General features: G+C 47.6%; 25 protein-coding genes and 1 pseudogene. 13 read left to right on the forward strand and 13 right to left on the reverse strand.

What is annotated here, in order from left to right; translation table 11 throughout:
- Window positions 1-112: 112 nt before the first annotated feature.
- From KZ771_RS03745 to KZ771_RS03755, 3 genes are all read left to right on the forward strand, one after another.
- The gene (locus tag KZ771_RS03745) at window positions 113-433 is read left to right on the forward strand and encodes a type II toxin-antitoxin system RelB/DinJ family antitoxin (RefSeq protein ID WP_290654390.1); all 321 of its coding nucleotides are present in this window, start codon (window positions 113-115) and stop codon (window positions 431-433) included.
- 83 nt (window positions 434-516) lie between these two features.
- Window positions 517-1,341 carry a Wadjet anti-phage system protein JetD domain-containing protein gene (locus KZ771_RS03750; RefSeq protein ID WP_290654391.1) on the forward strand — a complete coding sequence of 275 codons (825 nt, stop codon included), beginning with the start codon at window positions 517-519 and terminating at the stop codon, window positions 1,339-1,341.
- A 47-nt stretch (window positions 1,342-1,388) separates the two neighbouring features.
- A complete protein-coding gene (locus tag KZ771_RS03755) occupies window positions 1,389-2,093 on the forward strand; it encodes a dUTPase (protein ID WP_290654392.1) in 705 nt (234 codons plus the stop codon).
- A 2-nt stretch (window positions 2,094-2,095) separates the two neighbouring features.
- Here the strand turns inward: KZ771_RS03755 and KZ771_RS03760 are convergent, their stop codons facing one another.
- The 3 genes from KZ771_RS03760 to KZ771_RS03770 form a co-directional block, all read right to left on the reverse strand.
- The gene (locus KZ771_RS03760) at window positions 2,096-4,249 is read right to left on the reverse strand and encodes an EAL domain-containing protein (RefSeq protein ID WP_290654393.1); all 2,154 of its coding nucleotides are present in this window, start codon (window positions 4,247-4,249) and stop codon (window positions 2,096-2,098) included.
- Between the two features lie 76 nt (window positions 4,250-4,325).
- Window positions 4,326-4,964, reverse strand: coding sequence for a heme-binding protein (locus KZ771_RS03765; protein ID WP_290654394.1), 639 nt, complete (start codon window positions 4,962-4,964; stop codon window positions 4,326-4,328).
- 121 nt (window positions 4,965-5,085) lie between these two features.
- Window positions 5,086-5,211, reverse strand: a complete 126-nt coding sequence (locus KZ771_RS03770; protein WP_290654395.1) for a type II toxin-antitoxin system CcdA family antitoxin — start codon at window positions 5,209-5,211, stop codon at window positions 5,086-5,088.
- Window positions 5,212-5,378: 167 nt separating this feature from the next.
- Between KZ771_RS03770 and ssb the strand changes: the two genes are divergently transcribed.
- Window positions 5,379-5,762, forward strand: a complete 384-nt coding sequence (gene ssb / locus KZ771_RS03775; RefSeq protein WP_365996501.1) for a single-stranded DNA-binding protein — start codon at window positions 5,379-5,381, stop codon at window positions 5,760-5,762.
- A 54-nt stretch (window positions 5,763-5,816) separates the two neighbouring features.
- Here the strand turns inward: ssb and KZ771_RS03780 are convergent, their stop codons facing one another.
- Window positions 5,817-6,098, reverse strand: coding sequence for a hypothetical protein (locus KZ771_RS03780; protein ID WP_290654396.1), 282 nt, complete (start codon window positions 6,096-6,098; stop codon window positions 5,817-5,819).
- Window positions 6,099-6,291: 193 nt separating this feature from the next.
- Between KZ771_RS03780 and KZ771_RS03785 the strand changes: the two are divergent.
- A pseudogene (locus KZ771_RS03785) lies at window positions 6,292-7,174 on the forward strand (WYL domain-containing protein).
- A gap of 282 nt (window positions 7,175-7,456) precedes the next feature.
- Here KZ771_RS03785 and KZ771_RS03790 read toward each other — a convergent pair.
- Window positions 7,457-8,488, reverse strand: a complete 1,032-nt coding sequence (locus KZ771_RS03790) for an IS110 family transposase (protein ID WP_290654397.1) — start codon at window positions 8,486-8,488, stop codon at window positions 7,457-7,459.
- Window positions 8,489-8,724: 236 nt separating this feature from the next.
- Between KZ771_RS03790 and KZ771_RS03795 the strand changes: the two genes are divergently transcribed.
- From KZ771_RS03795 to KZ771_RS03815, 5 genes are all read left to right on the forward strand, one after another.
- Window positions 8,725-8,898, forward strand: a complete 174-nt coding sequence (locus KZ771_RS03795) for an acetyltransferase (RefSeq protein ID WP_290654398.1) — start codon at window positions 8,725-8,727, stop codon at window positions 8,896-8,898.
- Window positions 8,898-9,287: a type II toxin-antitoxin system death-on-curing family toxin gene (locus tag KZ771_RS03800; protein ID WP_133540432.1), complete on the forward strand. Its 390-nt coding sequence runs from the start codon at window positions 8,898-8,900 to the stop codon at window positions 9,285-9,287. The genes KZ771_RS03795 and KZ771_RS03800 overlap by 1 nt, the downstream gene beginning before the upstream one ends.
- Before the next feature lie 62 nt (window positions 9,288-9,349).
- Window positions 9,350-11,065, forward strand: a complete 1,716-nt coding sequence (locus KZ771_RS03805; protein ID WP_290654399.1) for a methyltransferase domain-containing protein — start codon at window positions 9,350-9,352, stop codon at window positions 11,063-11,065.
- Between the two features lie 116 nt (window positions 11,066-11,181).
- A complete protein-coding gene (locus tag KZ771_RS03810; RefSeq protein WP_290654400.1) occupies window positions 11,182-11,493 on the forward strand; it encodes a helix-turn-helix transcriptional regulator in 312 nt (103 codons plus the stop codon).
- Complete coding sequence (locus KZ771_RS03815; protein WP_290654401.1) at window positions 11,477-12,853, forward strand: HipA domain-containing protein; 1,377 nt, start codon at window positions 11,477-11,479, stop codon at window positions 12,851-12,853. Before KZ771_RS03810 ends, KZ771_RS03815 begins: the two co-directional genes overlap by 17 nt.
- Before the next feature lie 45 nt (window positions 12,854-12,898).
- Here KZ771_RS03815 and KZ771_RS03820 read toward each other — a convergent pair whose 3' ends face one another.
- On the reverse strand, window positions 12,899-13,501 hold the full coding sequence (locus tag KZ771_RS03820; RefSeq protein ID WP_290654402.1) for an outer membrane beta-barrel protein: 603 nt from the start codon (window positions 13,499-13,501) through the stop codon (window positions 12,899-12,901).
- A gap of 223 nt (window positions 13,502-13,724) precedes the next feature.
- Between KZ771_RS03820 and KZ771_RS03825 the strand changes: the two genes are divergently transcribed.
- Entirely contained in the window at window positions 13,725-15,332 is a 1,608-nt protein-coding gene (locus tag KZ771_RS03825) for a zincin-like metallopeptidase domain-containing protein (RefSeq protein WP_290654403.1), read from the forward strand.
- A gap of 33 nt (window positions 15,333-15,365) precedes the next feature.
- Here KZ771_RS03825 and KZ771_RS03830 read toward each other — a convergent pair whose 3' ends face one another.
- From KZ771_RS03830 to KZ771_RS03845, 5 genes are all read right to left on the reverse strand, one after another.
- A complete protein-coding gene (locus KZ771_RS03830) occupies window positions 15,366-16,220 on the reverse strand; it encodes a restriction endonuclease (protein WP_290654404.1) in 855 nt (284 codons plus the stop codon).
- A gap of 113 nt (window positions 16,221-16,333) precedes the next feature.
- Window positions 16,334-16,591, reverse strand: a complete 258-nt coding sequence (locus KZ771_RS14315; RefSeq protein ID WP_365996502.1) for an addiction module protein — start codon at window positions 16,589-16,591, stop codon at window positions 16,334-16,336.
- Window positions 16,588-16,803, reverse strand: a complete 216-nt coding sequence (locus KZ771_RS03835; RefSeq protein WP_290654405.1) for a hypothetical protein — start codon at window positions 16,801-16,803, stop codon at window positions 16,588-16,590. The genes KZ771_RS14315 and KZ771_RS03835 overlap by 4 nt, the downstream gene beginning before the upstream one ends.
- A gap of 8 nt (window positions 16,804-16,811) precedes the next feature.
- On the reverse strand, window positions 16,812-17,099 hold the full coding sequence (locus KZ771_RS03840) for a type II toxin-antitoxin system RelE/ParE family toxin (protein ID WP_290654406.1): 288 nt from the start codon (window positions 17,097-17,099) through the stop codon (window positions 16,812-16,814).
- Between the two features lie 2 nt (window positions 17,100-17,101).
- Entirely contained in the window at window positions 17,102-17,332 is a 231-nt protein-coding gene (locus KZ771_RS03845) for a CopG family transcriptional regulator (RefSeq protein ID WP_290654407.1), read from the reverse strand.
- Between the two features lie 142 nt (window positions 17,333-17,474).
- Here KZ771_RS03845 and KZ771_RS03850 point away from each other — a divergent pair, with 142 nt between their 5' ends.
- The gene (locus KZ771_RS03850; protein WP_290654408.1) at window positions 17,475-17,804 is read left to right on the forward strand and encodes a hypothetical protein; all 330 of its coding nucleotides are present in this window, start codon (window positions 17,475-17,477) and stop codon (window positions 17,802-17,804) included.
- Between the two features lie 9 nt (window positions 17,805-17,813).
- Here the strand turns inward: KZ771_RS03850 and KZ771_RS03855 are convergent, their stop codons facing one another.
- Both KZ771_RS03855 and KZ771_RS03860 read right to left on the reverse strand, forming a co-directional pair.
- On the reverse strand, window positions 17,814-17,939 hold the full coding sequence (locus tag KZ771_RS03855; protein WP_290654409.1) for a hypothetical protein: 126 nt from the start codon (window positions 17,937-17,939) through the stop codon (window positions 17,814-17,816).
- A 261-nt stretch (window positions 17,940-18,200) separates the two neighbouring features.
- Window positions 18,201-20,219 (reverse strand): AAA family ATPase, encoded by a 2,019-nt coding sequence (locus KZ771_RS03860; protein WP_290654410.1) that lies wholly within the window; start codon window positions 20,217-20,219, stop codon window positions 18,201-18,203.
- 101 nt (window positions 20,220-20,320) lie between these two features.
- Between KZ771_RS03860 and KZ771_RS03865 the strand changes: the two genes are divergently transcribed.
- Entirely contained in the window at window positions 20,321-21,025 is a 705-nt protein-coding gene (locus tag KZ771_RS03865) for a uracil-DNA glycosylase family protein (protein WP_290654411.1), read from the forward strand.
- Window positions 21,026-21,044: the final 19 nt, after the last annotated feature.

Genomic DNA, 21,044 nt, shown 5'->3' on the forward strand with positions numbered 1-21,044 from the left:
CGCAAGTGTCATTATCGCCCAATCCGTACCTTGCGCCTTTGGCGCAAGAAACTTGACGGTATCTCATTTGAGTTACATACTAACTTAATAAAAGAGTGAGGTGAAAGCCATTATGTCGCAAACATCAATGATTCATGTTCGTGTTGATGAGCAATTAAAAAACGATGCCGCAGAAAAACTAGCAAATGTCGGTTTGACGATTTCAGAGGCAGTTCGTATTCTTCTAACCCGAGTAAGCAAAGAGGGTGGTATGCCTCCAAATTTGGTCAGCACTGATGAACAATACGACAGTTGGTTTAAATCAAAGGTTGAAGAGGCGCTTGCCGCAGACGTAAACACCTATCAACATGAAAATGTCATGGATGACATTCAAGCGATCATAGACGGAAACGAGAGTGATAAAGATAGAATGGACTCAACCAGCGAGGGGTGATTTACCAATTTCTGAATTCAAACCTATTAAAAATTGTTCGCGTACTTCACGCGAAAAAGAAGTGGCCTTAGGTAAGTAGCTATATGTCAGAAAACCTCACCCCCAACCAGCGCCGGCTACTGCAAAACATCGCAGAAAAACTGCGGACGTCGACACACCAAAAACGTAAAGTCAAAGCGACCGATCGCCAGTTGCTAAATTGGTGCGCAGAGCAGGATCTCATCAGCAACGCTGAGGCCGACGCGCCAGTGTTCGTTTACACCGTGTCACTACTAAACAACATAAATCAGCGCCTACAACAGCTTGGCTTTGCACCGTTCGAAACCGATCAAGCGGTTAGCAGCCTGCAACAAGCCGAGCAGGGCGCAGCCGAAACAAAATCAGTACGCGAAAACCCCCGCGCACATCGTATTTTGACAGCGCAAAAATCACGACAAAGCTGGACCATTATCGATTGCGACTATCGCGCACTCGAGCTCGACAACATCAGTGAAATTATCGTCGTAGAAAACCTGGATTGTTTTTATGCGATGGAAAACTTCGCTCTCGATATTGCCACCGACTCGCTCGTTGTATACCGCGGTGACAGCGCGTATAGCACAGGCCGCAAAGCGCTACTGCAACAATGGCGCCACACCGGCAAACCACTAAGATATTTCGGCGATCTGGACGCAAAAGGTTTTCACATTGCCCAAAGCGAAGGCTTCACCCATATCGCCGTCCCCGCTTACGAATGGTTTAAAGCCAACGCAAACAGCAGCGCCTTTAACCCAGCCCAGGCAAACCTACTGGCGTCACTTAACAGCCAAAACGCGCTAAGCCCATACCACCAGCTGCTAAAAAACCAACACCGCGCTATCTTACAACAATGGCTACAAAACACGCCGTTGCAGTGGTGCGAAACCTAAGGTATTTTGTTCAACATTTTACGGCACGTCATTTACAGGATCTTTTAATGTCACAAGACACGCAGTTTTCGGTAAAGCAAGCGCAACAAATCGCCAAGCTCCAAACCCAGTTTAACCAAGGCCTGGACGCCAACTGGCCAACCGCACCAACGCTGGTACGCGACGATATGGCCGCAGTCATCGTCGAGTTAGGCGAGCGTTATGATCACCTAGGCTACAAATGGTGGAAAAAACAAACCCCCGACACCGCACAGGCGAATATGGAACTTATCGACGTTTTGCATTTTGCCCTATCGGACGTAATCGAAGTGTTAGCCGTTGACGGGGCTGAAAATCCGGTAGAAACCGCCGGCTTAAAACTCGCCGAAGCCAGTATTCGCGCCCAAGCCAAGGATGCGCAAAACGCCAAGTGGTTATTGCGCCACACTGCACTAGAGGGCCGCCCTGATTTAGAACGTCCACTGTGCTTTGGCAACGAATCACTGACGCAACTGCTGTCGCTGTTATACCAAGCCTACGGCAGCGCCGAAGCCGTTTACGTCAGTTACATCGGCAAAAACGCCCTGAACCACGTGCGTCAGCAGCGCGGTTATAAAGAGGGCACTTACATCAAAATGTGGCAACACGAAGAAGACAACCAAGTGATGGTGCGTTTATTGCTCGATAGCGACCGTATCCTAAACAGTGACACGCCACTCGACGACGCCGTGGCACTGCTGTTGGATTACTACGATACCCACGTTGCTAAATAAAACTATAACAACGGCTCAGGGCGATGAATACCATAGCCCTGGCCGTAATTAATGCCAAGCTTGCGTAAATGAGGAATTAATTCCACGTCTTCGATGCACTCGGCAATCGTTTTAACACCCATAATCTGCGCAATATTCTGAATGGACTGCACAATCGCTTCACCGATGGGGCGGGTTTTGAGGTCCGTGACAAAAGCGCCATCAATTTTAATGTAAGTAATGGGTAGCTTATCCAGATAATCAAACGTCGCCACGCCGCTGCCAAAATCATCTAAGGCAAACTTTATACCCAACTTATTGATATGGTTCATCATTTTAGCGGTGCGATTTAGGTTCGCCACGGCCGCCGTTTCGGTAATCTCAAAACAGATTTTAGTGCCATCAACATGCATAAACTCACGCAGTAAGGCTTCGATAAAGCCTTTAAAACTCGGGTTACTCAAACTAATGCCAGACACATTGATAAAGAAGTGCGGAACGGTTTGCTGGTTTTTCTGCAATTGGACAATGCTTTGAAATACCTTACGAATAATGTGTCGGTCTAATTGTTCAATAAGACCATAGCGCTCGGCCGCGGTAATGAAAGCTCCCGGGGGCACAATGGTACCGTCTTTATCGACCAGACGGCTTAGGATCTCTTTGTGATGAACCTGATCCACCTGACTAAGTGCGACAATGTTTTGTGCATAGAGAATGATACGATCTTCGCGCATCGCCTCTTTTAGTCGTGTCGCCCAGTCCATGTCACTCTGCTGTTGATGCATATCCGCATCATCGGGGTGACTGACTTGAATACGGTCACGACCTTTGTCTTTAGCTAAAAAGCAAGCGGAGTCAGCTAAACTCAACGCATCAGTATAGCTGGTATCGATAGCGCTACCAAACTCAGCGATACCCATACTGGCGGTAATGCTATAGCGGCTTTTCTGCCAATAAAATACAATATCATTAATGTGTCGTGCGGCTTTCCTGGCCAGAGTTTTGGCTTTGGTCAAACTGCAATTTTCCAGCAAAAAGATAAACTCATCACCACCAATGCGCGCGAGTAAGCCATTATCAGTGACTTGCTTGAGTGCGTCGGCAACCTGCAGCAAGAGCTCATCACCGGCATGATGGCCCGAGCGGTCATTAACAATCTTAAAGTGATCAAGGTCGATATAAATAAGGGCATGCGGGCCAGGCTGGCTCTGCAATTGCTGACTACGATGATCTATTTCACGGCGGTTATATAAACCCGTCAGCGGATCATGAGTGGCTTGATAACTGACTTTTTGATTTAAATTGTGAGCCTCGGTGACGTCATAACCTTGCACAAAAACGCCACTGATTTCGTCATTAGCGTCACGAATAGGCTGGTAAATAAAATCAATATAAATGGTTTTGGGGTTATCGGGGCCATCAGGGTATACCTGATACTCCATGGCGCGGGCAAAAAACGGCTTAGCCGTTGCACAAACCTCATCCAGTAACACCGAAATACCTTGCTCTACCGCTTCGGGCATGGCCTCCGCCAGGGGTTTGCCGATGATGTTCTTGTTGTGCGCAAACAAATCAACATAGGCCTTATTGGCCATTTCGAAAGTATAGTTTTTACCAGTTAAAATGCACACAAACCCTGGTGCTTGCTGAAACAATTCATGAACCCGGGCGCGCTCTTTGTAGAGTAGATCTTGAAAGCTCAGGCCCAGTTCAAACTGGCTTGCGTCTGTCGCACCGCTTAAAGGTATCAACTCTTGTTTTTCGCGAGCTTGAACCAGCTCGGTAATATCGGTTGGCTGGTTCAGAATGTATTTTACTGCGCCGTGTTCATCGAGTATGGGCGTATTTACAACGGCCCAATAGCGTTCGTCGCTCTTGTTATCATTAACAACGGTAGCATTAGGGATATCGTAACGAATAAAAGGAATGCGATCAGGCTGTTTTGAGGCGATCACGTTGTTAAACGAATCTATCAGATCCTGGTCCTGCTGCTCGTTGCCACTGCTTAACACGTCGGTTAAACAGTGGCCGATTATCGTGCTACGTTGGGTATTCAGCATCTTTTCGTATGCTTGGTTGCAAGCAACAACCTTAAACGTGGTATCAAAGACTACCACCGGCGATAAGGTATGGTCGAAAATAGCCGAAAAATCCGTTGAAGTTATCGCAACATCCATATTAAGACTCTTTTTAAAAGCATTTTTAATAGAGCCTAATGTAGAGGATTATAGCGCACATTTCTAGGTTGATGTTTTAGTCGCTGTTGAACTTAACCGGCACCATGATCTCGTTACGCCGAAACATTGGCAGTGTCATGGGACCGTTATATGCCGCCTCGATAGCGGGGCCCGTTGCCGTGTAATTACTGCTCGCAAGCCAGGCATTTAGTTTTTGCGTGTTTTCTCTCACATTGGATTCACTCAGCGTGCCGCTAAACGTGATAACCGCCACTTTATAGTCAGTAACTTCGCTGATGCGGACGTCCGGATTGGTCGGTTGCGGTGTGGTTTGCAGAGTAAAGTGACTGGGCATGACAAAGGACATCATATTTTGCTCGCCTTGCCCCATAAAAACGGGGGCGGTCATGGCTATCTTTTCGCCATCTTTCTCGCGCTCACCGCCTTCATTCATGAATACTGGCGCAGTCATGGCGATTTCCTCAGAGCTCGTATTAGCACCGGAAATATAATTAAAGAGTCGCCGAAAGGCGCTGTTTTCGCCCGCATTCATTGGCGTTGAAACCAGTATCAACGATGAGTAGTTGCGTACCTCAATATTTTTATCGGCAACAGCCTCGACGAGTTCATAAGGTGCCGTCTCGACATCGGACTGACCAAATACCGAACAACCCGCCAGAGCTAGCGGCGCAAATAGGGCGAAAAAGCGTTTCATGTTAACCTCGGTAAAAGCAAAATTGCAGTTAATCATGATACGCAGTGGCGCTGGAAAAGTTTTTGTTAGGGAAGAATTTTCCAGAGCAACCGAAATAGTAGCTAAGCAGTTATTACAGTAATCAGAACTTACGCACACTGTCGCTGAAACTACCGTTTTCCTCGACAAAATCATTGTACGCTTGGATGGCTTCGTCATTTTCTTTTAGCCACTGTGCTTGTTCTTCTGATTCGTGAGTCGTATTCACAAGGTCCCCCGGTAACTTCACTATCCAAAAAATTCATTATGGAACAACAACCACTAAAAGCAAGCATCCGCCGTTATCGTTTGCTTACAACCATTTCCGCCATCGCCAATAGCAATGCGGCCGAGATTAACTAGGCTTTTTCACTTTCATCAAAAAAGGAAAAGCTGATGTCATCACGAGGCGTAAATAAAGTGTTTATTGTCGGTCATTTAGGTGCCGATCCGATACTGCGTCATACGCAAAATGATACCGCAGTTGCTAATCTCAATGTCGCGACTTCGGAATCCTGGAAGGATAAAGTCACCGGTGAGGCTAGAGAACAAACCGAATGGCACCGCTGTGTGCTGTATCGACGGTTAGCGGAAGTCGCTGGTGAGTACCTTAAAAAAGGCAGTAAGGTCTATATCGAAGGGCAATTGCAGACCCATAAATGGCGCGACGATAACGGCACGGACCGATATAGCACGGAGATTATCGTGCGTAACCTGCAAATGCTGGACAGCAAAAACAAAGCCGATAACAATCACCCCGCCACGCACAGCGTTAATTGAGCGTACTCAGCCGCCAGTTTTTAGTTAAACTGCGCGGCTGTTTTATGCCTAACATCAAGAACAATGATGTTTTTCACGCAATTTAAAAATCACACCCATTACCCCGGCCCAGATAAAGACAAACGGCACTACTAAATTAACCGCACCCAACGCTCCTGCAGCCAACTTTTCGCTAAGCGAGTAGGGCGACAGTTCGCTAATCCATAGCTCGTGCGGGAATAATTGCGCATAATAACTGCTCACTATAATTTTAATGCCTACACCGACCAAAAAATTGACGTACCAAGGCAGTTCTAGCAGGTGATCAAAGATCCCATGAAGCATTCTTTTAAACATTCGTCTTGCCCACTGTATTGTTAACTTGAAGCCAGTTTAGCGGTAGCTGCGTCAGTTTATGTCGCAGGGGGTTCGTTGTAATTAACCCCCTTTACACCAAACCCAAAACAAACCACACTAGGTTTATGATCCACATAACAATAACAACACCATCATGTCCGAAGCGGTTGCTAAAAAGTCTATTAACGAATCGATGTTAGATCAGCTCTCGTACGCGCAGCGTCAGCGCTTGGCGTATATTGATTTCTGTTTGCTGTTTAAGGGCGCGATTTACCGGCAGGATCTGATCCAGCGCTTTGAAGTGGGATTGTCGGCGGGGTCGCGTGACTTTACGATTTATAAGCAACTTGCCCCGCAAAATTTGGTGTACGATCACCACCAAAAGCGCTACTTCCAAACCGAAACCTTTAAACCGTGTGTTTAAACACGATGCCAAACGCACGTTGGTCAAACTGGCTAACGACATCAGCGACGGTTTTGATGCGATTGGCGATGTTCATTTTCCGGTCGAAGCACCATCGAGCCTGAACGTACCAGATATTTTTATTGTCGCCAGTATTGTCCAGGCAACGCTCAAGCAGCAGGCGTTGCAAATTACTTACACCTCGCTCAGCAGTGGCGAGTCCAGACGCGAGATCGTGCCGCATGCCATTGTCGATAACGGCTTGCGCTGGCACGTACGCGGCTATGACCGCAAATCCGAAAGCTTCCGTGACTTTGTGTTAACCCGCATCAGCCAGGCAAAATTAACCGGCAAGTTTGAGACCGCCGCCGAGCCCGAAGAGCAGGGCGACCCCGATCATGAATGGCAACGCATGATCCCATTGCAGCTGGTACCGCACCCGCATAACGTGGCGCATAACAAAGCCATCGAAATGGATTACGGCATGAGCAACGGCGTACTGACCATCGACGTGCGCGCCGCTATGGCCGGCTACTTGCTGCGACGCTGGAACGTCGATTGCACCGAAGATGGCACTTTGCTCGGCCCCGAATACCAACTGTGGCTTCGCAATCGCACGAGTTTGATGAACACCAGCAACCTGGCTATCGCTCCGGGGTATAAGGTGAGGTGACGTAACTTGCGCCAGAGGCGCATATATGGTCCCCTCCCGTTTTGCAACGTCAACGTTGTGGTAAATGTTGGGTGCTCGCATATATACGGCCTGTTTCTGGTGACTTGTCACCTGGCCTGGATGAACTCCGCCCAACGACTGGCTTATCAAGCTAACGTTATCTGAGTAACAGCGCCTTGTCAGTCTCAGCCGTTGCCGGTTTACCCGTGTTTACCATCCTGTTGAAGTTAGCAACTCCGGAAGGTTTGAACCTTCGTTTACCTCGTTATCGGTGGTTGCCGTTTAAGCAGCAGCCATCCGGTAATCTTCTTTATGTGTCAGCATCGCCCAGATTATCCGCGCGTGCTTGTTGGCCAGTGCCACGGCGGCAATGTTATTGCCCCGCCGCTTTGCGACATCCTGCGCCCACAGGCTCAGTTTGTCGTTGCGTTTATGCGCCATCCGTAGCGCTGAGCGTGCGCCATGCACCAGCAATGTTCGCAACCGGGTATTGCCTTTTTTGGTGATACCACCTAACCGGTCTTTACCGCCACTGCTGTTTTGCCGCGGCACAAGCCCCAGATATTCCGACACGTTGCGCCCGCGCTTAAAATCGCTCACATCCCCGATTAATGCCAGCAACGACACCGCAGTCACCGGGCCGATACCCGGTATCGTCATAAGACGTCGACTGTCGTCAGTATTATTTGCTTCAGCCGACAACAGCTTGTCCATGGCTTTGACTTCTTCGTCCATTATTCTGAGCAGTTCATACTGGCGTAACACAAGGTCTCTGCTTCGGGCTGTCAGTGCGTTGTCCGCATCTTCCAATATCTCCGGCACCCGTTTGAGTATCGAGCTTATCCGCTGCGGCATGGTGATGCCGTATTCAGCCAACACGCTACGCAAGCGGTTAGCCTCCTGTGTTCGTGTTTGCACACGACTGTCACGCTGACTAACCATGAGCGCTAAGTCCTGCTGCTCGATGCTTTTTATCCGAACCGACTTCCTGTTCGGTCTCGATGCCGCTTCGGCTATCGCCCGTGCATCATTCGCATCGTTTTTCTCACCCTGCAGGTAAGCTTTTACAAATCGCGGTGGCAACGCCACCGTTTTATAACCCAGCTTTTCGATTTCCCGTCGCCAGTGATGACTCATTCCGCAGGACTCAACGGCCACTTCGCAATCATCGGTTCTTTTCAGCGTGGCCAGCTTAGCTAACACCTTGTTACTGCGAAGCTTTTTATTAAATACTTCCTGCTCGCTCTCATCCAGAGCCAACACCTGAATAAAATCTTTTGCCAAATCAAGGGCAATTCTGTTTACAATAGCCATTGGTCCTCTCCTTTCCTCTTTATAGAATCTTCGAAACTCTATATTGGCACATTGCGATGCCGTTTAGGAGGGAGGGGACCATCTCATCAAGCTACCGGTAAGCAAATCGTAACTTGCGCCTCAGGCGCAAGGCCATCGCACCAGGGTATAAGGTGGGTAAATAACTTTATCACGCTATCGACAGAGACGTTGCGCAGTTATAAACTTGCATTAAAGCAATAGCTAGGGATATTCAAATGGAAAATAAACTATCAAAGTATGGGGTTAGTCAGCCAGTTAATCGGCCTAAAATTAAACCGATAAAACAACTGAATCTCGATACACCCGAGGGTCAGCACTTAGTGCATGCCGAGGCCAGGCTAATCTTAGCAAAGCATAAAAACACGTTTAGGCGCTTGGCATCCATGTAATGAACCTTATTCAATTCAAAGCCAGCCGAGTTATTGAAATAAATGCGTTTATTCTGTCGACCGAACCAGGAAATAAGGGAACACCGGATAAAGGTAAGCTAGAGGGGGCTTTGGCACGGGTAGATAATGCCATTGCCTACGAGGGGTTAGACGACATATTTGAAGTTGCGGCCAAATACGCACTCGTCATTGCACAAGCGCATGCGCTTTCAGACGCTAACAAGCGCACAGGGCTAATGGTTGCCCTAGAATATTTGGCGTTAAATGATTATGAAGTGGTAATTGAGCGCGAAGAGCTTGCTGATGCGATGGTTGATCTGGTTTTGGGACAAATTACAGAACAACAGTTTGCAGACTTACTGTACGACTGTTTTATCAATGGCTCGTAATTTTATGAATATATCAAAATAATTTGAAATATACTTTAACAGGGTCGCCCGAGACTCACAAAATGTCCAAAAACATCACCTATTACTCCAAAAACGCCGAAACCCTGGCGGACAACTACAACAGCGTACCCGTTGAGTCGGTGCACAAAGATTGGCTGCACGAGCTGCCAACAGAGGGCATGGTTTTGGATGTCGGCGCCGGATCCGGGCGCGATGCCCGTTTTATGGCCGCCAAAGGCTTAAACGTCGTGGCCGTAGAGCCTGCCGAGGGCATTCGTGAAGTCGCACAAGGCTACACCGTCGGCAAACCGGTACACTGGCTTAACGACAGCCTGCCCGATCTCAGCCAGGTATTTGCACTGCAAACCAAGTTTGACCTTATTTTATTAAGCGCTGTATGGATGCACATCCCGTCGTCACAACGTGAACGCAGCCTGCGCAAGTTAAGTTCCCTGTTAAAACCTAACGGCAAGTTGGTGATTTCGCTGCGTCACGGCGCCTGCCATGACGAACGCACCATGTACGAGGTTTCCGCCGACGAACTGGCGCAATTAGCCAGCCGCTTTGGCTTAACCTATCAGTTACTCACACCCGAGCAACAAACCGACGAGCTTGGCCGTGGCGATGTCAGCTGGCAAACCGTACTGCTGACCTTACCCGATGACGGCACCGGCGCCTTTCCGCTGCTGCGCAATATCGTGGTTAATGACAGAAAGACCTCCACCTACAAAGTTGCACTGTTACGCAGCTTGCTTCGTATCGCCGAAGGCCATCCCGGTGCGGTATTGGATCAAACCGAAGATCACGTCGCACTACCCATGGGACTGGTGGCGCTTTATTGGTTAAAGCTCTATAAACCCTTAATTGACCATTACGGCATGCACCAAAACAACAACACCTCGGCGGGGCTGGGCTTCGTGCAGCCGCGAGGCTGGGGCTTATTACAACATACCACGGCCGCCGATTACGCTATTGGCGCGCACTACAGCGGCGCAGAGCAGGCGTTACCGCTTTATCAGACATTGAAAGACATCGCCGCCACCATTAAAAAGAACCCGGCCACTTACACCACCTTGCCCGGTAGCAATACCGCGGTGTTTGAGGTTGAGCTGAATCGTACCACCAAGCCAACAACTGGCCTGACCCTGGATCTGCCGTTTTTAGCCTCGCTGGGGACCTTTTATGTACCCAAACACATCTGGGATTCGTTAACCCGTTTTAGTGTATGGATAGAGCCGGCGCTGGTGAACGAATGGGCGGCGTTGATGCACAGTTATGACGTCAATCGGCAGCAATTTACCCGCAATGATTATTTAGAGGCGCTGGACTGGAAAGACGATACCCGCAGCACTAACCGTGTGCGCAACCGCGTTAACGAACTGCTCGCCAGCGATGACGTCGCCTGTTGTTGGTCCGGCAAACAGATAAAACCCAGCGATTACGCCGTGGATCATGCCTTCCCGTTTGCCCGCTGGCCCAATAACGATTTATGGAACTTACTGCCCACCTGCACAGCGGTAAACGCCAATAAATCTGACCGTCTGCCAAGCAGCGACAAGCTCATAGCCTCGCGCGAACTGATACTGCACTGGTGGCAACAAGGCTGGCATAACAACCACCGGGAGTTCTTCACGCAAGCCAATTTGGCACTACCCAACTTAAACCACAACAACCAAAGCTTCGACGATGTATTCGAAGCCTTTGCGCTGCAACGCGACCGCATTAAAGACATCCAGCAGTTGGCGGAGTGGGGGGTAGGCGGACTTTTCTTAAGGTAATCTGTACTTTACTTTTAAAGATAAAATTACAGACTGGCAACTAAAAGTAATTTATATTTGACTTTTAGCTTCTCTCGTCTAAGCTTTCTACTAAAAGTAAACTAAAGTTAACCATTATGTCTAAACAACCTACCGGGCGTAGCGTCAAAGCGACAGCGATGCCTAACTTAGAACAGCAATTTTCGCCGCAGCAATTAGCATCCGCGATCCGAGCCAAACGCACTAAAATGAAGTTGTCGCTGGAGACAGTCGCGGATGCCTTGTCGATTTCTAAGCCCACCTTAATAAGAATAGAAAAGGCGGATACCAACGTAAAGCTTTCTACATTGCTTCAGGTGATGGAATACCTCGGTTTGACCTTTGCCGTGGTGTCTGACGACATTGAACACAGCGCAAACGAAGGATATGCAGATGACGAGTGGTTTTAATACGCCTCAGCTTAAGGTCCTTTTAGGTAATCAAAGGGTAATAGCAACACTAACGTTGCCGGTAGGCTCTGAAACTGAGCTGATGTTAACCTATGAGCCCGATTGGGTTATTGACGGTTTTGCAATATCGCCACATGTGCCGTTATCCGGTAATTTCGATAGCCGTGCGGTTCGTCATTTTTTACAGAATATGTTGCCCGAAGGTAAAGGCCTGGAAGAGCTCACCAGCAATACGACCATCTCGCGTAATAATACTTTTGGCCTTATCAAAGTTATTGGTACTGACACCTCCGGCGCATTGTCATTTATTAGCGATACCCAAGACAAGACCAAAACAGACTTTCGCCTGATCACAAAAGATGAACTGAACAAGCGACTGGAAAGATATCGCCTGACAGGTGAGTCAATAGCCTATTGGGATGGCCGTGTGCGGTTATCGGTAGCAGGGGTTCAGGACAAACTTAACCTATTGGAAATTGACGGACAAACAGGGTTTGGCGAGGGCGATCTGTGCTCGACTAAAATTTTTAAATTTGAATCAGGGCGGGCACCGTTTATTGCCGTCAACGAGTTCTTTACCCTGAATTTGGCTCAGTACGCTGGTTTGCCGGCCCCCGCAACTGAGCTGCGCACCTATGGTGGTGTCAGAACCTTGGTTGTTGAACGATTTGACCGAAAGCTTGATACCCGTAGTCAGCGGGTTTTTCGGCGTCATGTGATTGATGGGTGCCAGGCGACTAACTTACCTCCTTCTTATAAATATGAACGTCAGCATGGCGACGAGGGCGATGGGCGGTACATTCGCGATGGCGTCTCTTTCCCGAAACTCTTTGCAATTCATACCGCTAATCAAGCACATTACCGGGCACAACTGATCCGGTGGATGATATTTAATGTGTTGGTGCGCAACTACGACGCACATGGTAAAAACATCAGTTTTTATGTCGGCAAAAATGGTCTGACATTGGCGCCGTTCTACGATTTGGTCAATATTAAAGCCATTATCGATGAAATCGAAAAACGCCAACAGGACGCTCCCATTGACCAGCATTATGCCATGTCGATGGGTGAGTATGAGAGCGGAACAGCCGGGAATTTCTCCGAGCCTATAACCGCCTATATGTTAGCCGACATGGCAGAGGAATTTGGCTTTTCGCCGGCTCGCATGCAGTTACTGGCTGAACAAACCATTGATGCGGTACATAAAGGGATAAGTTCAGCGCGTGCAGCGACGGTGGATCAAGATATTTCGACAGCAGAATTGGCGCATGTTGATCATTGTATCGCTATTATTCAGCAGGCCAGTGCCCAGTTAACCGAGCAGATCGCTTTAATCCCAGAGATGTCCAAACGCTTGTAAGAGCCCGCAATAGCTACGGGCTAATTGTTTTACGAGGCTACTAACTTAAAACGCGTAGCGGAATGATGCGCTTAAGGTGTCGATGTCCAAATCAGCGTCGTTGGGGCGGTACATTTCGTAACCCACGCCGACCGAGATATTGTCGGTGAAGTAGTAAAATGCGTTGACCTGGGCACGCACAATATCTTCGCTATCGATATTGACGTAATCCACCTTGCCACCTAACTCAAAGGATGACGTTAACATCGAACGGACGCCAACGCCCAAACCGAAGCCAGTTTCACCGTCAGAACCAGAAATACCGCCACCGGAACCGGATACTTCCAGTCGCTCCACCGATACCGTTGCAAACATATCGGTGTTATCCGACACACTTTGGTAAAAGCCGGCACCGGCACTTAGCAAATCCAGATCCAAGCTGGCACCATTGGCATCTTCCGATACCGCTTTGTAATCGCCAAACAGCATCCAGTTGTCGCTAAGCGCAACCGAGCCATTCAGGCCAAAGCCGTCCAACGAGGCCTCGCCAATATTTACATCTATATCAGTATCAAGGTACGACACATCGATCTTGTTCCAGTTAGGCGACTGCGCCGTCGCCGCACTTGATGCTGTAATTAATGCCAACGCTAAGATTGATTTTTTCATGGGTATCTCCTTATTGATTAACTATCACCATCGTGGTGAATCCGTGCAGTAAAACAGCCGGGTGCGTCATTTTGGGTCGCAGGTAAATTGTTCGGTTGCGACGTAAAATGACGTAGCAAGACGTTAGCGTGAGGAATATGGACATCACAAGGGATGTGAGAGAGCAGGGATGCTACCAAAAATATTCTTTCAAATATATAAAAGCGCATAGTATGCTGGAGTCATGGACTATTCATTACACGCCACTATGCAACATCAGGACGATAAGCCCATTTCGGCAAATAATTTACTTGAGCAGATTAAAGCCGGCTCTGAGCGCTGGCTGATGCCATGGCATAAAGGGTTAGAAGCGCCGACCAATCCGGTAACCGGCAACCTGTTTAAAGGTCGAAACGCGGATTTATTGTGGAAGGCGGCCATTCAAAAAGGCGTTAATCACAATCAATGGGCAACTTTAAAGCAGTGGCGAAAGCTCAAAGGCAAAGTCCGAATTCGTAGCAAGGGTACGCGTATATTCAAGCCAAAAACCTTTGACAGCATGGACTTGTTCGGTAAGGAAACGCCGATATTAACCGGCTTTAACAGTTATTATGTCTTTAATGAACAAGACATCGATAACTACAACCCAGAGCATCCCGATCTCTTCACCGCCCACAAACACTATGTGACTGACCACGATGCATTGAATCAACTCATCGAAAAAAGCCAGGCTGTTATTCACTATGGTGGTCATCGCGCCGTTTATTTCCCGGCTTCGGATGAGATATTTATGCCCAAGCGCAGCAGTTTTGTGTCGACAGCGCGGGCAACGGCTAACGAAAGCTTTTACTCAACGTTGTTGCACGAGCTTGTGCATTGGACAGGGCACCATTCACGACTCGCTCGCGGTGTTTATTTTGGTGTTAGCGAACTCGACTATGCCTATGAAGAGCTCATCGCCGAACTCGGCGCCGTTATTTTGTGCGGTGACTTTGGCGTACACCTGGCACCCAAACAAGAGAATGCTGCATACCTGCGCTCATGGTTAAAAGTGCTCGAAGATGATATTGATAACTTTTATAACGCTTTTGCGTCTGCTCAAAATGCGGTGAATTGGCTGTACTTGCACACTGGTGTTTATCCGAGAAGTAAAAGCCAAGAGCCGGAGCCGGACCAGGAAACCGACAGCGCGATCGTTCAGTTGTTGCAGCAGGCCTGTGACATCTACTCGGCGACTATGCCGGATAGAGTATTCGGTTACATTGCTGACTATATCAATATTTTGAAGAGACACGTTATGCAAGACGACGAGGCGATAAAACTGGCGCAAAAAATTTACCAGAACCACAGGGAAGCTCTGGACTTTATTTTCGAGCACAAACCTGATCGGTTGCTAGAGGTAGATCAAATCTTTGCTGAACGGGTAAAACAGCGAGGTTATATATTGGGTTCGCCTGGTAAGGGCTATACACGCTTTTTGACAAAAGAGTTGGATCCAATAGTACCGCGCAATAGCGAGCGGGGCTGGCCGCAGAAAGAAGCCTTTTTATATGAGTTTGGTTACGGCGGCAAGAAAATTTATTTCAGGGCGGTCGTGGCGCCAGGGGAACAGGCATTTCGTCAAAATTTGATTGATATTTTGGCTCAGGTTGATGGTGCGCGAAAAACGAATAGTCAGCGTTGGTCGTCGGTACATACTGCTATATTTTCTCATGAACTGACCAGTGAGAAGTATCAAGATGACGAATTACTTGTAAAAGCAATAGATAAAGCATTGGATGAAATCGAGCCGATTGTAGAAAAAACGTCCGAGCGCTTGGCTAAACAATTACCAGCAATCGAGGAGCCCTAAAATCCACAGAGAGATAATAAGTCGTGTTGCTAGTTAATAAATATCCCGCGTTCCATAACACTGTGGAAAGCGTCGGCAACCCCAAAATTGCTGCCCCGCATTTGGCCCGTTCCGTGCAGTGCGTTTAACCATCGGGCTGTTGCAGTTTGGGCAATGCACAATATTAACGATGCTGACATGATTTGGCGGAAAGCTGGCGGCTTCTTTATCGCGCTGGCGGATAAATTGGTGAAAGGTGGTTCCATCAATAATGTGGATGGGTTTGCCTATCGCAAAGTTGCGTGCTTCTTGGGTTAATTCACCGGAAGTCACGATAAAGCCACCGGTGGCATGTTCAGCGGTAATGAGCCCAAAAAGCTCTCGAACGACCGCTACGGGTACCTTGCGCATTTTCCACTGCTTGCACTGCACTAAGTAGAGTTGCTCGTCTTTTTTAATGCGTAAATCGATACCGCCATCAGGCCCTCGCTTAGTCGGCTTTACGGTATAGCCTTCACGTTTAAAATATTCACCGGTTAGCGACTCAAAATCGCTCCAGGACATTTCATTAAGGGAGGCCGGCGACGGCGAGCGCTCGACATGAGAGTAATGTTTTCGCGTTTGGAGTGATTTAACTAACGACACGAGACCGGCAACTGTTAATAGCACAGGCAAAAAGACCTTTACCAACGTAAGCGCCATTGCTTTTGCAGGCTCAAATGCGGCAACGACAACATCACCCGCATTACTGCTTTTAGGTTGAACAGCCGGTTCCGGCGTTAATTGCTGATAAATATCAATGCCAAAAAATATGAATATTGCGAGAGCAAGACTGACATACCAAGGCCAAGTCACAAAAAGGTTAAGCAGTCCTTCGATAAAAGATTTACCACGTCGTCCGCGTGCCATTGTCCTTCCTTGGGCAATTGTTAATGGTTGGTTAGGCTTATAATTTAATACAAAAAAATACTGACTGCTACGAGAGTATTGAGATCTAATTATCTTGGTCGGTTCGCATTGTCTCATTTAATCAGAGCTTGAGCTTTGTTTAATACAACATCGCTTGGAACAGGAGTTACTGTGCCTGAATCTAATTGCGCCGCTCGATCCCTAGCGACTGACAGCCATTTTGACTTATGCTCATCAACCGAGGGTGAGTCGATACTCTGTACTAGTTTCTGAATGAGGTGCGCCTTAACTGTCGCAGATAGATGCACCGTTTCTTTTTCAATTTTTTTAATTCCATTGCTCCGGGTCCAACTCTTCAGGATATGCCTCACTCATGGGCTCCTGTGCTATGCCGACGATAAAACCTGCTAAAGTTGCCCTGGGCGGTCTCGAGTAGATAAAGATGGGAAAGCTGCCAGCCCATGGCGATTTGCAAGTAATGATGTAACTGATGCAAACCGGTCTCGGCCGGCCCCCTGAGCTTGCGGGTAATCGGGTAGGGTGAATCGTTTAGCGAAATTTCAAGATCCAGGTATTTTGGCATGGTATGAATCAAAGCCAGACACCAACATCTTGGTCGCCGATGATTGCGACTATCTCAATATGCGTTGCTTTTATTCGATAATAAATACTTTCACTACCGCACGGACAACGACGATAGCCAGGTCGGATGTGATCAACAGCAGGGTAGAGCAAAGGATTGTATGCAATGTTCGCGAATGCATCTGTTAACCTAACAAAATAAGTATCTGCTTGTTGTTCACCGAAAGTCGCAACACCGTACAAATAAATACGGTAAAGATCTTCTTTTGCATGGGCAGTAAGCTTGTAAGACCTCAATGTTATCGTTTTATACGATATTTGAATTCTTTAAGCATGTCTTCAGATGATTGTTCGACAAGCCCGCTAGTTTCAGAAGCTTCAAGCTTTTTGTTGATTTCCTCAACGCGTCGTGCCCGGCGGACTAAGTCATTAATCAGCTCGCTTTTCGTGTTGTATTCGCCGGTTTCCTCCACTTGGTAACGCAACCAAGCGTCGTTTTTGTCGGTTAACGTAATACTTTGTCTACTCATGATTATTACCTTTGTGAGCAATATTGATGCAAATTTACACCAAAATTGCTCATATGTCACTGTTGCTTAAACCGAATGCACATAGGCTTCTAAATCCTGAAAAAACGTCTGTACTGGTTTATTCCCCAAATACAGGTGTTTTATGAATGACTTAAGCAATTCTACTTCAGTTTTAGCATGTCCTTACCCTAATCCTGCGCGATTGTGGTTGCAGTCGCGACTGGATGCGTTGGCTAATCAGTTTAACCATGTTGTGAATGGGTTGGAGGGTATAATTACCTATGATTTTACCGATCCTGAGAGCTTGTATGCAGAGTACCAATTGTCAGGCTACAGCGCGCGGCAAATTGAATGTTTTCAGCGGGAGGTCGGTTATTATCTACACCAACTTATCGAAAGCTACCGCATTGCTGAATTGCCGCCGCGCATTCTTTATGTCAAAGATGGTCGAATTTCGATTGCTGCGTCGTAAAAGCAGGGGTTAATCATTAAACAACCGTGCTAGCCGCTCTGACGCTGTTGTGTAATGCGTGTCACTGCGCCAGTCCGCCTGTTGTACACTAAAACCAAAGTAGCTAGCGATAGCTGCTTTGGTTGCTTTTGTCATTAGGCATATATCCAGGTAGACTAAGTATCGCTTTTTATTGCATTGACATAAAACTCTGCCTCGCGGTATGTCTTGATATTCGTAGGCTGTCAGCTTCGAATTCGAACGTTGTTGTTGAGGCCAATTATTGACATGCTCAATGTCAGAATCCAAGAGCCCCATCACGCGCTCTGATGCGTCTACAATATCAACCCGCTCGCCAAATACTATGCCCTCAAATACCCAAAATATCCCGATGCTTGCCATTTTTACACTTCCTATCTAACACACACGCGTTAATAATCGCTGATTGCGCTCGTCATTGCTTGATAATCGCATACTCAGATTTCTGGTATCATCTTCAAATCGGCAAGCACGTAAAGCCTTAATAAGCTGCCTCGGTGTTGCGCTGCAATGACTGCCAATCGTTGGTGCTTTGAAGCCATTGGCAACAGCCCAGAGGTTAACATGCTCGCTGATAATCGACGCGTCCCACAACTCCATCTGTATGTTGTAATCGATGGCTGCTTCGAACATCGGAAACTCGTTATAAGTTACGTGGCAGTCTAATGCAATAACAAGTGGAACGCTCACATTACGAATGCGTGCCGCCAATTCGCGCAATGTCGTCTCAGGTGATGGCATCACACGCTGGATAGCGCGTAATAAATGATCGAGGTTGTCGATAGCCAGTAATTGATTCGCCTGAGCAGCCCGTTGGAACATGCTGTTTAGGTTGGCATCAAAGGTATCGGGTATTGAATCGATAAGTGTCGAGGCATCAAAAAACAGCGTGCTGCCGTTGCACTGGTGACAGAGGTACCTTGCCAGAGCAGTTTTACCACTGCCGCTGACACCTGTAATCGACAGTTTGATATCAGCTCCTTGATTACAGAGTTGCTCGATGCGAGCTTTCGACAAGTCTGTTTTAATTGGCGTTAGTTTAAAATCGAAAGTGCCTAATTCGCTACTTTCTACACAGGGTAATTCAGGGGTAGCGAATTTGATCAGTTTTTCAGCGGGTAGTTGCTCGCTGGCAAACCGCTTAACCAAATTCCCTAGCTGGCTAACATCGGCCGGCACCAAAGCGTCGCTGGCGGCTAACGAGCTTAATAGCTGCGGTGTAACAGAGTCAGTAGGTAGCGCTTTTTTTAATAGTGCTATCCGGGCGTTAAAATCCGGCTCCGGCATGGTTATCACGTGATCAAAGCGCCGCAAAAAAGACGCTTCGAAGTCGCGTGTACTGTTACAGATCCAGTACGAGCTGGTATGGCGTTGTTCTAAAATCCGGTTTATCCAGGCTTTACGTGTTTCATCGAATAATCCCTGACGGAGCACGTCTTCTGCCTCATCGAACAAAAGTTGATACCGATGAGCCCCGTCTATCATGAGGCTTATTCTTTCAAACTCGGTTAATCGGTAGGTGCTGGTATCTCTGCGGTTGTCGGGAGCAATCACCGGTACTTCTAACAAACCCGCCCCCGCATGCTTAGCTAATGCTTTGACTAACTCCGTTTTCCCGGTTCCGGGCCGCCCAATAAATAGGATATTGAGCGGCGCACAGGTGCCTGTCGATGTTTTCTCAACACAGCTTTTTAACAGGATCAGTAATTCATTTAGGTAGCTAAATTGTTCGAGCTCAATGGTGGCTGGCGAAGCGAACGCGAGTACGTCAACTAGTATGTCATCATCCGTGGACTGACACGCATCGATACGATCTGATACCGCCTTGCTCATGCGAAAAAACTGTCCCGGAAAGCGCTGCGGCGACTCGGTCATTTGCATTACACCTAAACGTCTATCGGATATCAGCAACTCCTCAAGCGTAATGGCATCAACCCCGACGAGCTTACTTAATAGTTCGAAATCCTCAGGGAATACAAAGTAGCGGTAAACTATATCCAGCATCGCCTCGAGTAACTTTGATTTGCTACACAGGTAAGCGAATGCAACACAACGTGATTCATCAACGGTTAAATTAAGTTGCTTTTCTAGCGCCTGTACACCTAAAAGCTCGGGTGTACGGATTCGCCAATCGCTATTAACGCCGCTGAACTCGTTGACCTGCTCAAACAGGTTGTCGTGCAGTTCATATAGCACGCCAACCTTGTTCAAACGAGAAGCAAAGTTCTGTCTGGCCTTTTTATCAGCAATCAAGGTTAAACACCTGGACAGCCAGAAAAAGATTAGCGGAAACCACTGTTGATCAAAGGTATAGGGCTCGCTTTTGGCGATTTTCGCCGGTATTTTCGGAAGTTCTGGGCTATTGTTGCTCAGTTTGAATTTTGGGTATTGAGCCATTGCTACCTCTTGCTATATATTGATTATTAAGCTTAGGTTAGCGACTCACTGCGACATCTGATGTCGCATTTGGATTTTACTATTTTGCAAGGAACGCACTAATGACTCCTCAACAACTTGCGCAATTTTGCCGTGAACAACTTGGCGCAGAAGCCAAGCGTTCGGGCGGTATTTTTTACAGTAAACCTGAATTACTTAAAAGTGGCGACGTATATTTAATGGGGTACAACCCAGGCGGTGATAGCGGGCCTCCCATTAGTGACGAATTGGACAATCATTTTGGCAAGGATGTCAGTGGTTATGAGCAGACCTGGCAGCATCGCAACGGCACGAACGATGATGGCACGCTGCGGCATCGTGATGTTAAGCGTTTGACGCGTTATCAGAGAGGTCTTAACGAATTTACTGGGCTTCTGGGTTATCAGCCTGACCAGGTATTTATGACCAACTTAATATTTTTTCAGAGCCATGCTGAAAAAGGGGTCAATTATAAACGAGATAGTGGTATCTGCTGGCCCATTCACGAAAAGATGCTGAACATCGTGAAACCCAAAATTATTGTTGCGGTGGGTAATGCCAATGCAGGTTCGGCGTATACCAAGTTACTGCAGCAAAAACGCCATGCGATTGACCCTTCATCAAAGGTTAGTAAGGAAGCTAATCATGGCAATTTCCGCTTAAAAGGGTTTCGATTTTCAGAGGGCGGGCAAGATGTTGCTGTATTGGGCCTTCCACACTTCAGTTATTACAATGTTAAGCCCAACGAAGAGTTGCTAAAACAGTATATCAACGACCTTACGCGCTAGGCGCAAGGTCGTGTTTTTG

Origin of the sequence: Idiomarina sp., assembly GCF_019431395.1 — a bacterium.
In the GTDB taxonomy this organism is placed as follows: domain Bacteria; phylum Pseudomonadota; class Gammaproteobacteria; order Enterobacterales; family Alteromonadaceae; genus Idiomarina.

What these genes read in the sequence shown, in the direction of transcription:
- KZ771_RS03745 (WP_290654390.1), top strand. Translation starts at nt 113, where the DNA reads ATGTCGCAAACATCAATGATTCATGTTCGTGTTGATGAGCAATTAAAA.
- KZ771_RS03750 (WP_290654391.1), top strand. Translation starts at nt 517, where the DNA reads ATGTCAGAAAACCTCACCCCCAACCAGCGCCGGCTACTGCAAAACATC.
- KZ771_RS03755 (WP_290654392.1), top strand. Translation starts at nt 1,389, where the DNA reads ATGTCACAAGACACGCAGTTTTCGGTAAAGCAAGCGCAACAAATCGCC.
- KZ771_RS03760 (WP_290654393.1), bottom strand. Translation starts at nt 4,249, where the DNA reads ATGGATGTTGCGATAACTTCAACGGATTTTTCGGCTATTTTCGACCAT.
- KZ771_RS03765 (WP_290654394.1), bottom strand. Translation starts at nt 4,964, where the DNA reads ATGAAACGCTTTTTCGCCCTATTTGCGCCGCTAGCTCTGGCGGGTTGT.
- ssb (WP_365996501.1), top strand. Translation starts at nt 5,379, where the DNA reads ATGTCATCACGAGGCGTAAATAAAGTGTTTATTGTCGGTCATTTAGGT.
- KZ771_RS03780 (WP_290654396.1), bottom strand. Translation starts at nt 6,098, where the DNA reads ATGTTTAAAAGAATGCTTCATGGGATCTTTGATCACCTGCTAGAACTG.
- KZ771_RS03790 (WP_290654397.1), bottom strand. Translation starts at nt 8,488, where the DNA reads ATGGCTATTGTAAACAGAATTGCCCTTGATTTGGCAAAAGATTTTATT.
- KZ771_RS03795 (WP_290654398.1), top strand. Translation starts at nt 8,725, where the DNA reads ATGGAAAATAAACTATCAAAGTATGGGGTTAGTCAGCCAGTTAATCGG.
- KZ771_RS03800 (WP_133540432.1), top strand. Translation starts at nt 8,898, where the DNA reads ATGAACCTTATTCAATTCAAAGCCAGCCGAGTTATTGAAATAAATGCG.
- KZ771_RS03805 (WP_290654399.1), top strand. Translation starts at nt 9,350, where the DNA reads ATGTCCAAAAACATCACCTATTACTCCAAAAACGCCGAAACCCTGGCG.
- KZ771_RS03810 (WP_290654400.1), top strand. Translation starts at nt 11,182, where the DNA reads ATGTCTAAACAACCTACCGGGCGTAGCGTCAAAGCGACAGCGATGCCT.
- KZ771_RS03815 (WP_290654401.1), top strand. Translation starts at nt 11,477, where the DNA reads ATGACGAGTGGTTTTAATACGCCTCAGCTTAAGGTCCTTTTAGGTAAT.
- KZ771_RS03820 (WP_290654402.1), bottom strand. Translation starts at nt 13,501, where the DNA reads ATGAAAAAATCAATCTTAGCGTTGGCATTAATTACAGCATCAAGTGCG.
- KZ771_RS03825 (WP_290654403.1), top strand. Translation starts at nt 13,725, where the DNA reads ATGGACTATTCATTACACGCCACTATGCAACATCAGGACGATAAGCCC.
- KZ771_RS03830 (WP_290654404.1), bottom strand. Translation starts at nt 16,220, where the DNA reads ATGGCACGCGGACGACGTGGTAAATCTTTTATCGAAGGACTGCTTAAC.
- KZ771_RS03835 (WP_290654405.1), bottom strand. Translation starts at nt 16,803, where the DNA reads ATGCCAAAATACCTGGATCTTGAAATTTCGCTAAACGATTCACCCTAC.
- KZ771_RS03845 (WP_290654407.1), bottom strand. Translation starts at nt 17,332, where the DNA reads ATGAGTAGACAAAGTATTACGTTAACCGACAAAAACGACGCTTGGTTG.
- KZ771_RS03850 (WP_290654408.1), top strand. Translation starts at nt 17,475, where the DNA reads ATGAATGACTTAAGCAATTCTACTTCAGTTTTAGCATGTCCTTACCCT.
- KZ771_RS03855 (WP_290654409.1), bottom strand. Translation starts at nt 17,939, where the DNA reads ATGACAAAAGCAACCAAAGCAGCTATCGCTAGCTACTTTGGTTTTAGT.
- KZ771_RS03860 (WP_290654410.1), bottom strand. Translation starts at nt 20,219, where the DNA reads ATGGCTCAATACCCAAAATTCAAACTGAGCAACAATAGCCCAGAACTT.
- KZ771_RS03865 (WP_290654411.1), top strand. Translation starts at nt 20,321, where the DNA reads ATGACTCCTCAACAACTTGCGCAATTTTGCCGTGAACAACTTGGCGCA.